This is a genomic window from Bordetella ansorpii (genome assembly GCF_900078315.1).
GTDB classification, from domain to species: domain Bacteria; phylum Pseudomonadota; class Gammaproteobacteria; order Burkholderiales; family Burkholderiaceae_B; genus Bordetella; species Bordetella ansorpii.
This window is the reverse complement of the sequence record NZ_FKBS01000029.1, coordinates 1-17,035: the sequence shown is the minus strand read 5'-3', so window position 1 is coordinate 17,035 and position 17,035 is coordinate 1. Positions and strand designations below refer to the sequence as shown.

Annotated in this window: 18 protein-coding genes and 1 pseudogene; 6 read left to right on the top strand and 13 right to left on the bottom strand. The window is 65.9% G+C overall.

The annotated features are described in order from the left end of the window. The first annotated feature begins 299 nt into the window (after positions 1–299). From glnH to glnQ, 4 genes and pseudogenes are all read left to right on the top strand, one after another. The gene (gene glnH, locus A7W11_RS21940) at positions 300–1,052 is read left to right on the top strand and encodes a glutamine ABC transporter substrate-binding protein GlnH (protein ID WP_066419394.1); all 753 of its coding nucleotides are present in this window, start codon (positions 300–302) and stop codon (positions 1,050–1,052) included. A gap of 196 nt (positions 1,053–1,248) precedes the next feature. Next, positions 1,249–1,389, top strand: a pseudogene (gene glnP / locus A7W11_RS29180) (glutamine ABC transporter permease GlnP); the annotation flags it as partial. Positions 1,390–1,530: 141 nt separating this feature from the next. After that, on the top strand, positions 1,531–2,121 hold the full coding sequence (locus A7W11_RS21935) for an ABC transporter permease subunit (RefSeq protein WP_082887513.1): 591 nt from the start codon (positions 1,531–1,533) through the stop codon (positions 2,119–2,121). 106 nt (positions 2,122–2,227) lie between these two features. Then, on the top strand, positions 2,228–2,956 hold the full coding sequence (gene glnQ, locus A7W11_RS21930; RefSeq protein ID WP_066419392.1) for a glutamine ABC transporter ATP-binding protein GlnQ: 729 nt from the start codon (positions 2,228–2,230) through the stop codon (positions 2,954–2,956). A gap of 77 nt (positions 2,957–3,033) precedes the next feature. Here the strand turns inward: glnQ and A7W11_RS21925 are convergent, their stop codons facing one another. From A7W11_RS21925 to gmk, 8 genes are all read right to left on the bottom strand, one after another. Continuing rightward, the gene (locus A7W11_RS21925; RefSeq protein ID WP_066419390.1) at positions 3,034–3,669 is read right to left on the bottom strand and encodes a hypothetical protein; all 636 of its coding nucleotides are present in this window, start codon (positions 3,667–3,669) and stop codon (positions 3,034–3,036) included. After that, positions 3,669–4,052, bottom strand: coding sequence for a hypothetical protein (locus tag A7W11_RS28875; RefSeq protein ID WP_156523198.1), 384 nt, complete (start codon positions 4,050–4,052; stop codon positions 3,669–3,671). Before A7W11_RS28875 ends, A7W11_RS21925 begins: the two co-directional genes overlap by 1 nt. A gap of 92 nt (positions 4,053–4,144) precedes the next feature. Beyond that, positions 4,145–4,693 carry a hypothetical protein gene (locus A7W11_RS21920; protein ID WP_066419388.1) on the bottom strand — a complete coding sequence of 183 codons (549 nt, stop codon included), beginning with the start codon at positions 4,691–4,693 and terminating at the stop codon, positions 4,145–4,147. A gap of 20 nt (positions 4,694–4,713) precedes the next feature. Then, positions 4,714–5,445: a site-2 protease family protein gene (locus tag A7W11_RS21915; protein ID WP_066419384.1), complete on the bottom strand. Its 732-nt coding sequence runs from the start codon at positions 5,443–5,445 to the stop codon at positions 4,714–4,716. Positions 5,446–5,452: 7 nt separating this feature from the next. After that, positions 5,453–6,361: a DUF2167 domain-containing protein gene (locus tag A7W11_RS21910; RefSeq protein WP_066419382.1), complete on the bottom strand. Its 909-nt coding sequence runs from the start codon at positions 6,359–6,361 to the stop codon at positions 5,453–5,455. A 138-nt stretch (positions 6,362–6,499) separates the two neighbouring features. Then, the gene (locus A7W11_RS21905) at positions 6,500–8,785 is read right to left on the bottom strand and encodes a RelA/SpoT family protein (protein ID WP_066419380.1); all 2,286 of its coding nucleotides are present in this window, start codon (positions 8,783–8,785) and stop codon (positions 6,500–6,502) included. Between the two features lie 21 nt (positions 8,786–8,806). After that, positions 8,807–9,010 carry a DNA-directed RNA polymerase subunit omega gene (gene rpoZ, locus A7W11_RS21900; RefSeq protein WP_025516363.1) on the bottom strand — a complete coding sequence of 68 codons (204 nt, stop codon included), beginning with the start codon at positions 9,008–9,010 and terminating at the stop codon, positions 8,807–8,809. A gap of 58 nt (positions 9,011–9,068) precedes the next feature. Continuing rightward, complete coding sequence (gene gmk / locus A7W11_RS21895; protein WP_082887426.1) at positions 9,069–9,701, bottom strand: guanylate kinase; 633 nt, start codon at positions 9,699–9,701, stop codon at positions 9,069–9,071. A gap of 147 nt (positions 9,702–9,848) precedes the next feature. Between gmk and A7W11_RS21890 the strand changes: the two genes are divergently transcribed. Then, complete coding sequence (locus tag A7W11_RS21890) at positions 9,849–10,616, top strand: SDR family oxidoreductase (RefSeq protein WP_066419375.1); 768 nt, start codon at positions 9,849–9,851, stop codon at positions 10,614–10,616. A 76-nt stretch (positions 10,617–10,692) separates the two neighbouring features. On the opposite strand, the gene A7W11_RS21885 is transcribed toward A7W11_RS21890, so the two are convergent. The 4 genes from A7W11_RS21885 to A7W11_RS21875 form a co-directional block, all read right to left on the bottom strand. Next, a complete protein-coding gene (locus tag A7W11_RS21885; RefSeq protein WP_066419373.1) occupies positions 10,693–11,283 on the bottom strand; it encodes a C40 family peptidase in 591 nt (196 codons plus the stop codon). After that, entirely contained in the window at positions 11,280–11,432 is a 153-nt protein-coding gene (locus A7W11_RS28135; protein WP_156523197.1) for a hypothetical protein, read from the bottom strand. The genes A7W11_RS21885 and A7W11_RS28135 overlap by 4 nt, the downstream gene beginning before the upstream one ends. Positions 11,433–11,508: 76 nt before the next feature. Continuing rightward, on the bottom strand, positions 11,509–13,599 hold the full coding sequence (locus A7W11_RS21880) for a TonB-dependent receptor (RefSeq protein ID WP_066419371.1): 2,091 nt from the start codon (positions 13,597–13,599) through the stop codon (positions 11,509–11,511). Positions 13,600–13,746: 147 nt separating this feature from the next. Continuing rightward, positions 13,747–14,109, bottom strand: a complete 363-nt coding sequence (locus A7W11_RS21875; protein ID WP_066419370.1) for a DUF2946 family protein — start codon at positions 14,107–14,109, stop codon at positions 13,747–13,749. Positions 14,110–14,273: 164 nt separating this feature from the next. Between A7W11_RS21875 and A7W11_RS21870 the strand changes: the two genes are divergently transcribed. Next, the gene (locus A7W11_RS21870) at positions 14,274–15,764 is read left to right on the top strand and encodes an AMP nucleosidase (RefSeq protein WP_066421557.1); all 1,491 of its coding nucleotides are present in this window, start codon (positions 14,274–14,276) and stop codon (positions 15,762–15,764) included. 18 nt (positions 15,765–15,782) lie between these two features. Here the strand turns inward: A7W11_RS21870 and A7W11_RS21865 are convergent, their stop codons facing one another. Beyond that, positions 15,783–16,763, bottom strand: a complete 981-nt coding sequence (locus A7W11_RS21865; protein WP_066419367.1) for a LysR substrate-binding domain-containing protein — start codon at positions 16,761–16,763, stop codon at positions 15,783–15,785. Positions 16,764–17,035: the final 272 nt, after the last annotated feature.

Genomic DNA, 17,035 nt, shown 5'->3' with positions numbered 1-17,035 from the left:
GCCTCCAGGGTTGTGGTGATTGTAGGAGGGGCGGCGGATCGGAGCCGAGGGGAGCGCAGCGGCTGGTCCAGCTTTTTTATCGCGATCGCACCGCAGCAAGTGCCGTTGCCAGGATTTTGTCTTGGGGACGGCCCGGCGACAAAAAATAACCGAGGTGGCGTAGCCGGGGACACATTGCTAAGATGGCCCAAGCCGACGTCCTCACCCTGGACGCCGTGCTCCAGGCCACTATCAAAAAACAGGGCCAGCCGTTGCGTGCATGTATCTGAACCAGATCCTGACCCAGAGGGAGCAACTCCATGATCAAAACAAAATTCGCCGCCGTCCTGGCGGGCATGTCCGTCGCGCTGTATGCCGTGGCGCCCGTCGCCTCGGCCCAAGACCGTGAGCTGATCGTCGCCACCGACACCGCGTTCGTGCCGTTCGAGTTCAAGCAGGGCAACGTCTACACCGGCTTCGACATCGAACTGTGGGCCGCCATCGCCAAAGAGCTGAACCTGAAGTACAAGCTGCAGCCCATGGATTTCAACGGCATCATCCCGGGCCTGCAAACGAAGAACATCGACGCGGCCCTGGCCGGCATCACCATCCGTGACGACCGCAAGAAGGTCGTGGACTTCTCCGATCCCTATTACGAAAGCGGCCTGGCCATCCTGGTCAATGCCAAGGACGACAAGGTCAAGCAGGCCAAGGACCTGTCGGGCAAAACGGTGGCCGTGAAGACCGGCACCGCCACGGTCGACTTCATGAAGAGCCAGGTGCCCGACGCCAAGCTCAAGCTGTTCCCCAACATCGACAACGCCTACCTCGAGCTGGCCACCGGCCGTGTCGACGCCGCCGTGCACGACACGCCCAACGTCCAGTACTACGCCAACACCGCCGGCAAGGGCCGCGTGAAGGTGGCGGGCCTGGTCAAGAGCGGCGATTTCTACGGCATCGCCTTCCCCAAGGGCAGCGACCTGGTGCCCAAGGTGAACAAGGCCCTGGCCACGCTGAAATCGAATGGCCAGTACGACGCGCTGTACACCAAGTGGTTCGGCAAGCAGCCCTGATGCCCCATACGGGTTGAGCCCGCCCATGCGCGGGGCGCGCGGCGCGTCCCGGTGCATCGGCGCAAGCGTATCGATGGGGATGCTGCCTGCGGGTGGCGCCCTGGTTTTCTTTGCCGCTGCGTTGCGCGACAACCGTTGCCCAGACAAGGGCGGTGGGCTGCGCGCATGACACACGCGGCATCTATGGGGAGCAACCGTGGACTTCGATTGGTCTGTCATCTGGGACGCGCTGCCCAATCTGCTCGACGGCACGTTGATGACCGTCAAGATCACCCTGGCCGGCCTGATCGGCGGTTTTCTGCTGGGTGTGCTGGCGGGCGTGGCCAAGACCTATGGTCGCGCCGCCGTGCCTGATTCCATGCAGGGTCTCGGCCTGCGCGTCACCGCGCTGCCGTGGGTCCTCATCGCGGCCGTGCTGGTCTACTTCATCGTGCTCACGCGCTATGTGCTCCTGGCCCAGTTGGTCTACTGGATCGTGATGCTGGCGGTGATGGCGGTGATGTTGGCGCCCGCCTTGCGCAAGGGAGGCCTGGCCGCATTGGGCGCGCAACTGGGCATGCTGGCTGCCGACGTGGCGTCGATCTACGTGGCTGTGGTGCGCGGCACGCCGATCGTGGTGCAGGTGATGTTCATCTACTTCGCGCTGCCCATCGTGTCCGACATCCGCGTCGAGGCCGTGCCGGCCGCCATCGCCACGCTCATCATCAACTCCGGCGCCTACATCGCCGAGATCGTGCGGGGTGCGTTGCAGTCCGTGCACAAGGGCCTGCGCGAAGCGGGCCAGGCGATGGGCCTGCCGTTCCGCAAGATCCTGCTGCACATCGTCGGGCCGGTGGCATTTCGCCGCATGATTCCGCCGCTGGGCAACCAGTGCATCATCAGCCTGAAGGATTCGTCGCTGTTCATCGTGATCGGCGTGGCCGAACTGACCCGCCAGGGCCAGGAGATCATGGCCAGCAACTTCCGCGCGCTGGAAATCTGGTCGGCGGTGGCCATCGTCTATCTGGCGCTGACGGGGCTGATCGCCCTCAGCCTGCGCCTGCTGGAGAAGAGGATGCGCATCCTATGAGCCATCCCGCACTCTTGAAACGCGCTGGGATCTACACGCAGCGGTTGGCTGGCGCAGGGCTCGCCGAGCCGGCTTCCATCACCGATCAGCGGCAGGAGGGTATCGAATGAGCATGGTCGAATTCCGCAACGTCATCAAGCGCTTCGGCGAGACCACCGTCCTGAACGGCATCACGCTGGACATCAACGCGGGCGAGGTGGTGGTTGTCGTCGGGCCGTCGGGCTCCGGCAAGTCCACATTCCTGCGCTGCATCAACGTGCTGGAGACCATCCAGGAAGGCGATCTCCTGGTCGACGGCCTGAGCGTGCATGGCTCGTCGCAGCAGGTGCGCGACATCCGCCGCGAGGCCGGCATGGTGTTCCAGCAGTTCAATCTGTTCCCGCAGATGACGGCGCTGGACAACGTGATGTTCGGCCCGATCCATACGCGCGGCGCCGGCCGCGCCGAAGCCCGCCAACTGGCCGAGGAGCTGCTGGGCAAGGTGGGGCTGGCCGAGCGCATGAACCACTATCCGTCCGAGCTGTCCGGCGGCCAGCAGCAACGCGTGGCCATTGCCCGCGCGTTGGCCATCCGCCCCAAGCTGATGCTGTTCGACGAGCCGACGTCCGCGCTGGACCCCGAACTGCGCCACGAAGTGCTGAAGGTGATGCGCGACCTGGCCGAAGAGGGCATGACCATGGTGGTGGTCACGCACGAGATGGAGTTCGCCCGCAAGGTGGGCAGCCGCCTGATCTTCATCGACGGCGGCAAGATCGCGCACGATGGCCCGCCCGCGGAACTGCTGGCCAATCCGCCCAGCCAGCGGCTGAAGGATTTCCTGCAGCACGTGGCGTAGATACGGGCATTCAGGCGAGGGACACTGCACTGTCGCGGGGAGTCCCTCGTTTCTGCGAACGCTGTGACTGCGATGTCTTACGATGGGTTCTGACGTATCCAGTCTGCCATCGTTGCCTGGAGGTCATTGGCATAGTCCCATGAGCGAAGTTCGCTCAACTCAACTTTTTGCGCCTTGGCGGCCTTGGCCAGCACGCCTTCAAAAGCCAGGTAGCGCTGAGTGACATGAGCCGCGCCAGGGAGCGACGTGGCGGATTTCTTGCGTAGGAAGTCGCGAACGCAACTGATGGCCTTATCGCGATCGTTATGGTGAATCTTTGGGTCCAGCCCAGCCAGGTCGCTGATGCTGGCGTTGTGCTGATACGGCACCTCGTCCAGTATGCCTATGTGGTGATCGCGCTTGTATGGGTTCATGGCGTAAACCGCATAGGCGATGCCAGCCTCGAACGGCATATTGAAGCGGGGAAGGTGGTTGGCTCCCAATTGCACACGACTCATGTCATGCAATGAGTACTTGCAGGTCGCGATCTCGCTGGCAATGCGCTCGACGCGCAATGCCGAGGCGTTGTCGATCAAGGCATGTCGGGCTTGGAAGCCGAGATCCTGGATCGTAAAAATGATCGCGTCGAAAAGCGGTTTGAAATCGTCGTCGAACGGGCAATTGAGAAACACGCGGTACTCATAGTCCGCGGGCTTTTTCGCTGGGATGACCATTACTTCAGCAGCATGGATGCCAACAGCGACCGGCGCGTTTCCTCGTCGAGCTTCAAAACGCTTTTTGGTGCCGGGCGAGGTTTGATATCAGGGTACTTGTCTACCAGCTTGCGTCGAGAAAGATCAAAGGTGGTTTCTCGCCCCGATGCCGAAGTGGTCGTCGCTTTGAGCACTCCGTTGGCAGACACGGTAACGGTCGTCTTGCCCCATTTCGTGGAAGCGGGGATGACAGTGACGACCTGGCTCTTGCCCGGTGAGGTTTGGGTGGCAGGCCTGGTCACCTTGCGCGCCGGTTGCGCGGCCTTCGCCGTGGCTTTTTTGGCAGCCCCGCCAACACTTGTGGCTTTCTTTGCCGCAGGTGCTTTTTTTGCCGTAGTCATCATACTCGCCTTGTCCCGTGCTGTGCTTCAAATCATAAGCTCAAGCCAAGCCGAGTGTCATCCACTGTGATATTTCTGCTGCACGCGAAATCGGCTCACTCCAGCTCGTAGCGGTAATTGAAATCCGCATGGAATCCGCCATCGGCCGGTCCGATGACGAACTCGATGACAGTCTCCTCGTCGCCATCGATCAGCGCGTAGCCCGCCAGCACTTCCACGCCGTACATGCCATTGGGCAGCGCGAACGAAGGCCGGTGATCTTTCAGGTGGGGCAGGCCGCTATCCCAATGCCGTAGATACGGGATGGTGAACAGAAAGATGCGTTCGCTGGTGACGTCCAGCAGATAGCCGGCCTGCCGGTGCACGATGCGGTTCTGTGCTGCTTCCAGAACCGGCTTGCCGCTGCGGTTGAAAATCACCGTATACGGATGGTTGGCGATACCGGGCAAAGGCAGCAGCGCGCCTTCTTCCACGATCCGGTCGCCGAGTTCCGTCGTGACCATCGGCGTGAGCATGTCGTCGCCGATGGCGTGCCGGTTCTTGAAGTCCTGGACGGTCTGGAGGTCAGCCAGCAGAAAGTAGTCCTGCAGGTCGTTCAAGACCTCGTCATAGATCCGTATCTGTTCGGTGACGTCCACTCTCATGGGGGCATGCCTCGCGGGGATCAGTACCGCCGCACATGCGACAGCATCTCATGCACATCATGCGACAGGATGGCCAGCAAGGCCACCAGCGCCAGGTACGCGCAGCCATACGTCAGCTTGCTTTCCAACGTGGTCGCGCCGTAGTAGGCCTGGTTCTCGGGCAGGTCCGGGTCGTACTTGAACGCCTTGATGGCATTGGGCAGGGCCAGGATGGCCACCAGGATCAGGATGGGGCTGGGCGACCAGAAGAACAGGCCCACCAGCACCGGCACGCCCAGCAGCCAGACGCGCGGCGACAGCACCGCGGTGATGCGGCCGCCGTCCAGCGGCGACACCGGAATCAGGTTGAACAGGTTGATGAAGAACCCGGAATACGACAGCGCCAGCAGCAGGTCGCTGCCGGTATCGCGAGCGGCGAAGTAGCAGGCCAGCGACGCGAGGGTGCCGGCGAACGGCCCGCCCAGGCCGACATAGGCCTCGGTCTCGGCATCGTGCGGCATGTCCTTCAACTGGATCCAGGCGCCCACGAACGGAATGAAGGTGGGCGCGCCGACGTCCAGCCCGCGCTGGCGGGCCGCCACGTAGTGGCCCATCTCGTGCACGAAGATCAGCAGCACGAAGCCCGCCGCGTAGCGCCAGCCGAACACCAGCGCATACGCGCCGATCGACAGCAGCATGGTGCCGCCGGTCGTCAGCAGCTTGCCGAACTTCAGGAACTTCAGTCCGGAAAACAGCAGCAGTAGCAGCTTCATCGCGCGCTCAGGCCGGGGTCTGGGGCGTCTGGTTCTTCTTGCCGCGCAGGCGGCGGATGAGAGGCATGATGACGGCGGCCACGGCAATGAAGCCCACCTTGGCGAACTTGGCCAGGAAGGCCGCGATCACCGCGAACAGACCCAGCTTCTTGGCCGCCACGCCCGCCACCAGCGCAGCCAGTCCGTATTCGGCGACCTTGTCGGTGGACGAATCGAAGTCGGCGTAGCGCTTGCCTTCGACGTAGCCGATGTTGTCCAGCAGGGACAGGGCCACGGATTTGTCCGCCGGCAACTGGCTCTGGCTGGTGATCAGGTCCACCGAGATGTAGCCGTCACGGCCCAGCGCATAGGTGTTGTAGTTGACCGTGGGATCCTCGTCCGGGCCGTTCTTGTTCCTGGCCAGGGCCGACCACACCAGGCGGTGCGAGGCGGCGTCGTACTTCGGCACCTCGGTCCATCCACCCACCACGATCTCGTCGAAACCGCGTTCGCGCCGCGCCTTGTTGGCTTCTTCGGTGCCGTCCTTCAGGCTTTGCAGCAGTTCGTCGGTATCCCAATCCTTCGCGTCGTCTTCCTTGATGTAGCCGGCCTTCTCGAAATCGATGGTGGCCAGCCATTCGCCTTCGCCGGTGGGCAGCACCAGGCCCATCATCTCGGGGTTCGTGCCGTTGCCGTGGGCCTGCATCAGGCGCTGCGCCTGGGCCTTCGGCACAAACACCATTCGGGCCGGCAGTTTCAGCGTGGCCTGGTCGTCCAGCTTGATGTCGGCCGGGCCTTCCTGCGCGGCGGCCATCGCGGCCTGAGAGGCCGCGTCGATCTCTTTCTGGGCGGCGGCATTCTGGGCCGAGGCGATCGTGGGAGCGAAGGCGGCGGACAGGGAGACGGCAAGCGTCAGACTGCGGAGCAGGGCGCGCATATTGTTGTCAGGTCTCGGTAGGGAAAAGGGGCCCCATTGTCCAAGCCCGCGACTTTCAACTTTCTGAAAGCTCGCGGGCCGTTTGCTACCGGATCTGTCTGAACCCGCTCGCTGGAAACGGACGGTATCGAAGGCGTATCAGCCTTTTACACGCACGATCTTCTGGACCTGCGGAACGTGCCGGACGGCGCGGATGACCTGGGCCAGATGCTTGCGGCTGTCGACCTGCACGGTAAGGTGCAGCGAGACCGTGGAGACCGCGTCGTCGTGCATGGTGACGTGCACGATGTTGGCGTCGGCCGCGGTGACTTCCGCGGCCAGCCGGCCCAGCACGCCGCGCTCGTTGCGCGTGATGATGTCCAGGCGGGTGGACAGGTGCTTGGCGGTCTGGCTGTCCCAGGCCACGGGCACCCAGCGTTCGGGCTCGCGCGTCTGCGCGCGGATGGCGACGGGGCAGTCGGTGGTGTGCACCACCACGCCCTGGCCCAGCCGCATGCCGGCGATGATGGGATCGCCGGGCAGGGGGCCGCAGCAGGTGGCCAGTTGCACCGCCTGGCCTTCGTTGCCCTGGATGAGGATGGGCGCGGCGCGGGCGGAGGTGATTTCGTCGACGGCGGCGGCCGTGGTGGCCACCAGCGGGTTGTCGGGCGTGAAGCGGCGCGCCACCACGGCGGCCAGGCGCTTGCCCAGGCCGATGTCGGCCAGGATCTCGTCGCGCGAACTGGCGCCGGTGCTGCGCGCCAGTTTTTCCCATTGCGGATCGTCGGCGGGCGGCAGCGTCAGGTGCAGGGCCTGGAACGCCTGCGCGAGCAGGCGTTCGCCGAAGCCCACGGACTCTTCGTACTTGACCGTGCGCAGGTAGTGGCGGATCTCGGAGCGCGCACGGCCCGTGCGCACGTAGTTGAGCCACTGCGCGTTGGGCCGCGAGGCCGGCGACGTGATGATCTCGATCGTGTCGCCGCTGTTGAGCTCGGTGCGCAGCGGCACGAACTCGTTGTTGATCTTGGCCGCGACCGCCTGGTTGCCGATGTCGGTGTGGATGGCGTAGGCGAAGTCGACCGGCGTGGCCCCGCGCGGCAGCGAGATGATCTTGCCGCGCGGCGTGAAGACGTAGACGGCGTCGGGGAACAGGTCGACCTTGACGTGTTCGAAGAACTCGCCCGAATCGCCCGTCTGGCTCTGGATGTCCAGCAGCGACTGCAGCCATTGGTGCGTGCGCTTCTGCAGGTCGTTCAGGCTGAGTTCGTCTTCCTTGTACAGCCAGTGCGACGCCACGCCTTCCTCGGCGATGTGGTGCATGTCGCGCGTGCGGAACTGGAACTCGACCGGCGTGCCGTACGGACCCACCAGGGTGGTGTGCAGCGACTGGTAGCCGTTGACCTTGGGGATCGCGATGTAGTCCTTGAACTTGCCCGGCACCGGACGGTAGAGCTGGTGCAGCGTGCCCAGCGCCAGGTAGCACTCGGGCAGCGTGTGCACGATGACGCGAAAGCCGTAGATGTCGAGCACTTCGGAGAAGGACTTCTTCTGCTCGAGCATCTTGCGGTAGATGCCGTAGAGCGTCTTCTCGCGGCCCGTGACCTCGGCCTCGATGCCGGCGGCGGGCAGGGCGGTGCGCACCGCGTCCTCGATCTTGCCGATGACCTCGCGCCGGTTGCCGCGCGCGGCCAGCACGGCGCGATACAGCACCTGGTAGCGGTTCGGATGAATGGCCGCGAAACAGAGATCCTGCAGTTCGCGGAACAGCAGGTTCAGGCCCAGGCGGTGCGCGATGGGCGCGTAGATTTCCAGCGTCTCGCGCGCGACACGGCGGCGCTTTTCGGCGCTGACGGCCTCGAGTGTGCGCATGTTGTGCAGGCGGTCGGCCAGCTTGATGAGGATGACGCGCACGTCGCGCGCCATGGCCAGCAGCATCTTGCGGAAGCTTTCCGCCTGCTGCTCGGCCTTGGTGGCGAAATCCAGCCGTTCGAGCTTGGACAGGCCATCGACCAGTTCAGCCACCTCGGGGCCGAACTTCTCGGCCAGTTCCTGCTTGGTGATGCCCTGGTCTTCGATGACGTCGTGCAGCAGCGCGGCCGACAATGCGTTGGCGTCGAGCTTCCAGCCGGCACAGATCTCGGTGACCGCGATGGGATGCGAAATATAGGGCGAACCGCTGGCGCGGAACTGGCCCAGGTGGGCCTGGTCGGCGAAGCGATAGGCTTCGCGCACGCGTTCGACGTCTTTGGGGTCGAGGTAGCTGCCGATGATTTCGGTCAGCGGCGCCAGCGATGCGACGGGCGAGGCGGCGGGCTCCGCCGCTTGCGCCGCGGCATTATTGCCGACGGCAGGATTCTTGCGTTCGGATCGCCGGCCAAGCCGCGAACCGGCGCGTAGCGCGGCCAGCAGCCCAGACGATGCGTGTCTCAGTCCGGGAAATGCCATGCCGCGCCTCGCGGGGCCCGATCAGGTCGGGACTTTGCGGAGCATTTCCAGGCCGGTCAGGCCCGAAGCGATTTCACGCAGTGCCGTCACGGTCGGCTTGTCCTTGGTGTCCAGGCGCGGGGCATGACCCTGGGCCAGCTCGCGGGCGCGGTAGGTGGCGGCCAGCGTGAGCTTGAAGCGGTTGGGGATCTGGTTCAGACAATCTTCGACGGTAATACGGGCCATGGACGATACCTGGAGGGAATACGGATGGAAGGAAGGGATGCGCGGCGGAAGGGGACGGCTAGTGCGCCGCGGGGATGCCCAACTGCGCGAACAACTGGGCATTGCGGGCGGCCTGGGAAGCAAAACGCAGCCGGGCGGCACTGACAACTTGGCCTAGCTCGGACAGCGCCACGCTAAATTCTTGATTAATAATAACATATTCGCATTCAGGCGCATGGGCGATCTCGCCCCCCGCGGCCAGCAGGCGGCGCTCGATCACGGCGGCGTCATCCTGTCCGCGCGCCTTCAGGCGGGCCGCCAGTTCCTCGATGGAAGGCGGCAGGATGAAGATGCCGATGGCCTGCGGATAGCGCTGCTTGACTTGGCGGGCGCCTTGCCAATCGATTTCCAGCAGCACGTCCTGGCCGGCGGCCGTGGCCGCATCGATGCGGTCGCGCGGCGTGCCGTAGAAGTTGCCATGCACCTCGGCCCACTCCAGCAAGGCGTCTGCCTGGCGCATCTGCGTAAATGCTTCTGTTGTGACGAAACGGTACTCGCGGCCGTCGGCCTCACCCGGACGCGGCTGTCGCGTGGTGCACGAAATCGACAGGATGATGGAAGGATCACGGTCGAGCAGGGCGCGAACCAGGCTCGATTTGCCGGCCCCGCTGGGGGCGACGACCATGAACACGTTTCCGGGCGAGTGGGTCATGTGGCTGAAACAAAAACGGCAAGACACGAAGAATAGCAAATCGGCAGGCTGTGTTGCGGATTGTCGGCAAGACTGTGGCCGTTGCTGCTAGGATGCGCCGATTCCCTTGCCGAAGAATTCCCCCAGCCGAAGAATAAGGAGATGGGCATGCACACGAACGATCAACCCGCCAAGGTCGCCCTGGTCACTGGCGCCGGTACCGGCATCGGCCGCGCCGTGGCCCTGGAGCTTCTGGCGCGCGGCTACCGCGTGGTGCTGGCGGGCCGCCGGCCCGAGCCGCTCGAACACACTCGCGTGGCGGCGGGCGACGACAGCGCCCGCGCGCTGGTGGTGCCCACCGACGTGACCCGCGAGTCCTCGGTGCGCGAACTGTTCGACGAAACCCAGCGCGCCTACGGCCGGCTGGACGTGCTGTTCAACAATGCGGGGCGGGGCGCGCCGGCGGTGCCGATCGAGGAACTGCCCGTGGAGACTTGGCGAGAGGTGGTCGACACCAACCTGACCGGCATGTTCCTGTGCGCGCAGGCGGCCATCCGCCTGATGAAGGCGCAGAATCCGCGCGGCGGCCGCATCATCAACAACGGGTCGATCTCGGCGCACGCGCCGCGGCCGTATTCCATCGCCTATACGGCGACCAAGCATGCGGTGACAGGGCTGACCAAGTCGATCTCGCTGGACTGCCGCAACGACGGCATCGCATGCGGGCAGATCGACATCGGCAACGCGGTGACGGAGATGACCGACCGCATGGCGGCCGGCATTCTTCAGGCCGATGGCAGCACGCGCGTGGAGCCGCGCATGGACGTGGGCCACGTGGCCCGCGCGGTGGCGGACATGGCCGCGCTGCCGCTGGATGCCAACGTGCAATTCATGACCATCATGGCGACGACCATGCCCTTCGTGGGGCGGGGGTAAGTCCCGCGCCGCCCCGGCGGCAGGGGTTGCCGCGGCGGGCGTTCCGGCGCCCGGCGCTTCGGCGCCCGGCCAGCCTTCAGGGTTGGCCGGCGCTGGCGACCCGCGTTTCGCCGCCCTTCAGGTAACGGCGCGCGCCCGCATAATTGCGGTGCCAGTACGTGTTGTCCAGGCGGTCGACGCGAACCGAGTCGCCGCGGCTGGGAGCATGCACGAACTCGCCACGACCGATATACATGCCGACGTGCGAGATACCGCCGCGGCGGCCGCGCGTGGTGAAGAAGACCAGGTCGCCGGGCTGCAGTTGCGTGCGGGTGACCGCCTTGCCCGTCTTGCGTTGGGCACGCGCCGTGCGGGGCAGATTCACGCCGGCGATCTCGCGATACACGAACAGCACCAGGCCGCTGCAATCGAAACCGTCTTCGGGATCGTCGCCGCCCCACGAGTACGGAGTGCCGATGGCTTCCATACCCGCGCGCACGACCATGTCGCGCAGCGTGGGAACGGTGGCTTCACCCACCAGGCGCAGGCCTTCCAGGCTGGCGCGGGCTGGCGGGTTGGAGAGCGTGGCTTGCGCGGGAAGCGACAGCAGGCTTAAGGCAAGGGCTGATGCGGCCAGCGGAAAAGTAAGCGGAATCGTGAATGATTTTTTTCGCTGTGGCGGAGTCATTGGACGTCGGGGAAGAAAGCGCGGATGACGGCGGCTAGCGAGGGGAAGCCGGCGCAAATGAAGAAGATGACGGCGTGTTGCGCCGAAGCATCATGAAAGTTGTGACGATTATAGGGGTATAAAGTTTCATTGCGTTCGTCATATTTCATGAAGTATTTCCAATCCGTTTCAGAAGCATGGACAAGGGGCGGACCGCTACATTCCGTAGGTCCGCCCCATCAACGCCTAGAAACTGCCGCGCAGCCCCACCAGCACGGCGCGGCCGCCTTGCGGCGCCACGTCACGCAGCACCGAGGTCGCGTAGCGGATGTCCTGGTTGGTCAGGTTGATGCCGCGCAGGTAGGCCTGCCATTGCGTGGCGTTCAGCTTGAAGCGGTAACCCAGGTTGCCGTCCAGGCTGTAGTAGCCGGCGGTCGAGGTGTCCTCGTCGGGACGGCGGTGCTGGGAGAAGGCCTTGGACAGGCTGACGCCGGCGTCGAACGGACCGTAGCCGTAGTCCAGCGCCACGCGCAGGCGCAGCGGCGGAATGCGGGGCAGCGGCTCGCCGGTTTCCAGATTGCGGGCCAGGGTGTAGTCACCGGTCAGGCCCAGGTCCAGGCGGTGGCCGTTGCGCTCCAGCACGCGGGTCACGCTCTCTGCTTCGATACCGTACAACTGGGCGCGCACGCCGCGGTAGCGGGCTTCGGGCAGCGCGTCGTCGGTGCTGGCGTCCACCACGTCGCCGTCGTCGTTGCGATAGCGTCCGGTGTTGAATTCGCCCAGGTAGTTGGCGAAGCGGCTATAGAACACGCCGATGCTGCCGTGGTTGGCATTCTGCTTGTAGCGCAGCGCCAGGTCGGCGGACCAGGCGCGTTCCTTGCCCAGGTGCTGGTCGCCCGTCAGGAACTGGCCCGTGGCCTCATGCGGGCCGTTGGAGTACAGCTCATAGAACGTGGGCGCGCGTTCGGTGTAGGCGCCGTTGGCCGCCACGGACCAGGTCGGATCCAGCTTGTAGACCGCGCCCAGCGAGGCGCTGCCCGCGGTGAAGTCGCGTTCTTCCGAGCCGTCGAAGCGCTCGTTGCCGCCAGCGGCGGGCGACAGGCGCGTGTGGTCGGCTCGGGCGCCCGCCGACAGCGTCAGGCGGTCGTTCACCTTCCATTCCTCGACCAGGAACAGCGCCATGCTGTCGGTGTCGGTGGTGGGCACCAGGGCTTCGTCACCCAGGGCCGAGAACTTCGTCTGGCCGAATTGCAGGCCGATGGCGCCGTGCACCGGGCCCAGGTCGGCGTGGCGCGCTTCCAGGCGGGCTTCGTAGCCGCGGTTCTTGAAGATCGTGCCGGTCTCGCCGTCCTCGATCTCCTTGTGCTGGTAGTCGGTGTAGGCGAAATTGGCCTTCACGCTCTTGATGAAGCCGTCCAGGTCGCGGATTTCGCCGGCCATGCCGAAACGTTCCTGGCGCATGCGGATGCGCACGGCGGACTCGGCCACCGAGCCGTATTCGGATTCGAAGCCGCTGTAGGAAACGCCGCCATAGCCGTGGTCGCCGGTGATGGACAGGCCGAACGCGCCGCCGTCGTCGTGGCCGTCGGAGTTGGGCAGGCGGTTGCGCGCCTGGTCTTCGCCGGCGGGGTCCAGCGCGCGTTGCGAGGCGCTGTGGGCGTAGCCGGGGATGCGCAACTCACCGGTCTTGCGGCCGTAGACGTCGGCATGGATGGCCACGGTGCCGTTGCCGCCCTCGACCTGTACGCCGCCGTTGCGGTCCCGGCTGCCGCTGCCGTAGCTGCCCACCACGGTGCCCTGCACGCCGTCGATGGGTTCCATGGGGATGCGGTTGTCGATGGTGTTGACCACGCCGCCGATGGCGTTGCCGCCGTACATCAGCGCGGCGGGGCCGCGCAGGATCTCGACGCGGTCGGCCGACAGGGGATCCTGCGGCACGGCATGGTCGAACGACAGCGAGGAGGCGTCCAGTGTGCCGACGCCGTTCTGCATCAGGCGGATGCGGTCGCCGTCCATGCCGCGGATGATGGGACGGCCCACCATCGGGCCGTAGGTGGTGGTGGAGATGCCGGGCAGGCCATTGAGCGTCTCGCCCAGGGTGGCGCCACGGCGCAGATCCAGTTCCTTGCCCTGCACGACCGTGGAGGGGGAGGACAGTTCGTCGCTGCCCAGCGGGTTGCCGGTGACGATGACCGGGGCCAGCGTGATGCCGCTGCCCGCATCGTTCTGGGCGTGGGCGCAGGAGGCGGCCAGGGCGAGGGCCAGCGCGAGAGGGGTGAGGGACAGGCGCGCGGCGGCGCGTGCCGCGCGGGGCGCGGACGGAATGTGGTTTTGCATGGTCGATGTGATCCAGGGATTGGCAACTGCCCGATCGGTGTCCTGTGCCATCGACGCATCGCGCGAGCGCGAACCGGCGCATCGCGGGAGGGTCGTGAAGCAGGTTCATCGGGTGGGCAGCGCGGGCGAAAGGCGCTTGCGGGCGTTTCAGGCCTGGATGGGCGGGGCGCGGGGATGGAACCAGCGCGGCGCGGCGGTGCGGGGAGTGGGCGCGCTGGCCAGGACCGGCGGCAGGGCGCGTGGCGTGGCCGCCGGCAGCAAGGGCGGCGTGCTGGGCAGTGCGCTGCCCAATTCGTGCCAGGCCGCGCAGAGCTCGCATTGTTCGTCGTGGTGCGTCGCCGGCGTGTCGTCCCGGGTGCTGGCGGCGGTGCTGGCCACGTGCGACAGCACGTGCAGCGTTGCCGCGCCGGGCGTGCCCAGGATGCAGGCCAGCAGCCACAGCAGCGCCGCCAGGCGAGCCAACGGCTGCCTGGGCAGGAACGCAAGAGGGCCGATGCGGCGCACGGGCATGACGGGAGAGGCAGTGATAAGTCTTGTAATGATATATTGTTCTTTTTTGAAAAGCGACCGCCGCACCGGGGCGTGCATACGGCGGTCGGCCGGCTCGGGCATAATCGGCCACAGTTCGCCGCGCCGGCGCACGCCGGCACGGCGCTTCAGGAGCCGAATCGATGATGCACGCTGCCCCCGGACCGAACACCCTGCGCCGGCCCGATCCCATTCCGTTCCAGCCTTTCGACGACGCCCGCGCGGCGGTCGAGCGCCTGATCCATATCTACGACCGCAATACCGCCTTCCTGCGCCAGGCCTTCCAGGACGTGCTGGCCCGCACCGACGACGCGGGCCGCGCGCGGGTGTATTACCCCGCGGTGCGCATCGCCGTGGGCACCCATGACCTGATCGATTCGCGCCTGTCATACGGGCACGTGGCCGAGCCGGGCGCCTACCAGACCACCATCACGCAGCCCATCCTGTTCCGCGATTACCTGGAGCAGCAGATCCGCCTGCTGCTGCAGAACCACGGCACGTCGGTCGAGGTGGGCGAGTCGGACATGCCGATTCCCCTGCATTTCGCCTTTCCGGACGGCGCGTATGTGGAGGGCGAGCATCTGGAGAACCTGGGCCGTCCCTTGCGCGACGTGTTCGACGTGCCCGACCTGGCGGTGACGGACGACGCCATCGTCAATGGCACCTGGCGCGGGCAGCCGGGCGAACGCCGTCCGCTGGCGCCGTTCACCGCCACGCGCGTGGATTATTCGCTGCATCGCCTGCAACACTACACCGCGACGGCGCCCGCGCATTTCCAGAACTACGTGCTGTTCACCAATTACCAGTTCTACGTGGACGAGTTCTGCGCCCGGGCCCGCGCGCTGATGGCGTCAGGCGAAGGGGATTACGAGGCGCTGGTCGAGCCGGGCAACCGCATCACGCGCCGCGGCGATGCCGAGCCGCCCACGCCCGGGATGGCGCGGCTGCCGCAGATGCCGGCCTATCACCTGGTGCGGGCCAATCATTCGGGCATCACGCTGGTGAACATCGGAGTCGGGCCGTCCAATGCCAAGACGATCACCGATCACATTGCCGTGCTGCGTCCGCATGCGTGGCTGATGCTGGGACACTGCGCGGGCCTGCGCGATTCGCAGCGGCTGGGCGATTACGTGCTGGCGCATGGTTATGTGCGCGACGATCACGTGCTGGATGCCGACCTGCCCACCTGGGTGCCCGTGCCGCCGCTGGCCGAGGTGCAGGTGGCGCTGGAGCAGGCGGTGGAGGAAGTGGCGGGGCTGTCGGGCTGGGACCTGAAGCGCATCATGCGCACGGGCACGGTCGCCACCATCGACAACCGCAACTGGGAACTGCGCGACCAGGGGGAGCTGGTGCAGCGTTTCGCGCAGTCGCGCGCGATCGCGCTGGACATGGAGTCGGGCACCATCGCCGCCAATGGCTTCCGCTTCCGCGTGCCCTACGGGACCTTGCTGTGCGTGTCCGACAAACCCCTGCATGGCGAGCTGAAGCTGCCCGGCATGGCCAGCGCGTTCTATCGCCGGCAGGTCAACCAGCATCTGGAGATCGGCATCCGCGCGTTGGAGCTGCTGCGTGAAATGCCGCCCGAACGGCTGCATTCGCGCAAGCTGCGCACGTTCATGGAGACGGCGTTCCAGTAGGCGTTCCCGCTGGCTCGTCTATCCGCCCGATGGGCCGGCATCCGGGTAGTACAACCGGCAACTCTCGCGCAACGCCGCCGAAAACAGGCGTTCCGCCGCGCGTGGCGCCGCGCCCGCGCGGCTGTATAGCGCGATGGGGGGCGGACTCCAGTGGAAGGAGTAGGGCACCACCGCCACGCCGGTCACCCGGCCCAGCTCTTCCGCGATATCCGCCGGCAGGATCGAAATGGCGCGTTCGCTGGCGCTGATCATCTCTCCGATCAGGCGCGGCGAGCCGCTTTCGGCCACCGGCATGGGCGGCGGCACGCCCGCGCCCAGGAACAGGTCGGTCAGTTGTGCGCGCGTGCCCGTTTGCGGCGCGCCCAGGATCCAGTCCAGCTCGGCCAATGCGCGCCAGTCCAGGCGTTGGCGCCCCAGTTGCGCGGCCAGGCGGCGGCTGGCGATCAGGCGCGGCGGCTGGCGGTACAACGTTTCGAAGGCGAGCTGCGACAGGTCCAGGCCGGCGACCGCGGGGCCGATGACCAGATCCAGCGTGTGATCGCGCAGTTGCGCCAGCAGTTGCGCGACGGCGCCTTCGTGCAGGGTGACCGTCAGGCGCTGGCCGTCGGGACGGGCCTGGTGCACGGCGGCCGACAGGATGCGGCCGGGAATGAAGGGGGTGACGCCGACCTGCAGGTGGGCGGCGTGGCCGGCGGCCACCGCTTCCATGTCGTCGACCATGCGCTGCAGGTCCTGCAGCATGGCCTGGGCGCGGCCCAGCACCACGTCGCCCAGCGCGGTGGGCGTCATGCCGCGCACCGAACGCTCGAACAGCGGGGCGCCGAACATGCCTTCGAGTTCGGTCAGGGTGTTGGTGAGAGCGGGCTGGCTGATGGCCATGCGTTCGGCCGCCCGGGTCAGCGAACCGTGCTGCCGAATCTGTAACAACAGGGCCAGGTGCCGCATCTTCAGGCGGGCCGTCAGGCGCCGCGCGGCCTCGCTGGACGGAGATTCAGGCATGGGGACGCATCAAACCATAAGCGTTAGGTGATGAAATCATAGCAAAACCAAATAATCACCTTATGGATGGGGCGTAGCATTGTCACCGGTTCGTCATTTCATTTACACAATCGGACGCCAATGGACACCAACAATCGTCAAGCCGCCCTGGATTACCACGAGTTTCCCAAGCCCGGGAAGATCGCCGTCAACGCCATCAAGCCGCTGGTCACCCAGCGCGACCTGGCGCTGGCCTACTCGCCCGGCGTGGCCGCGGCCTGTGAGGAAATCGT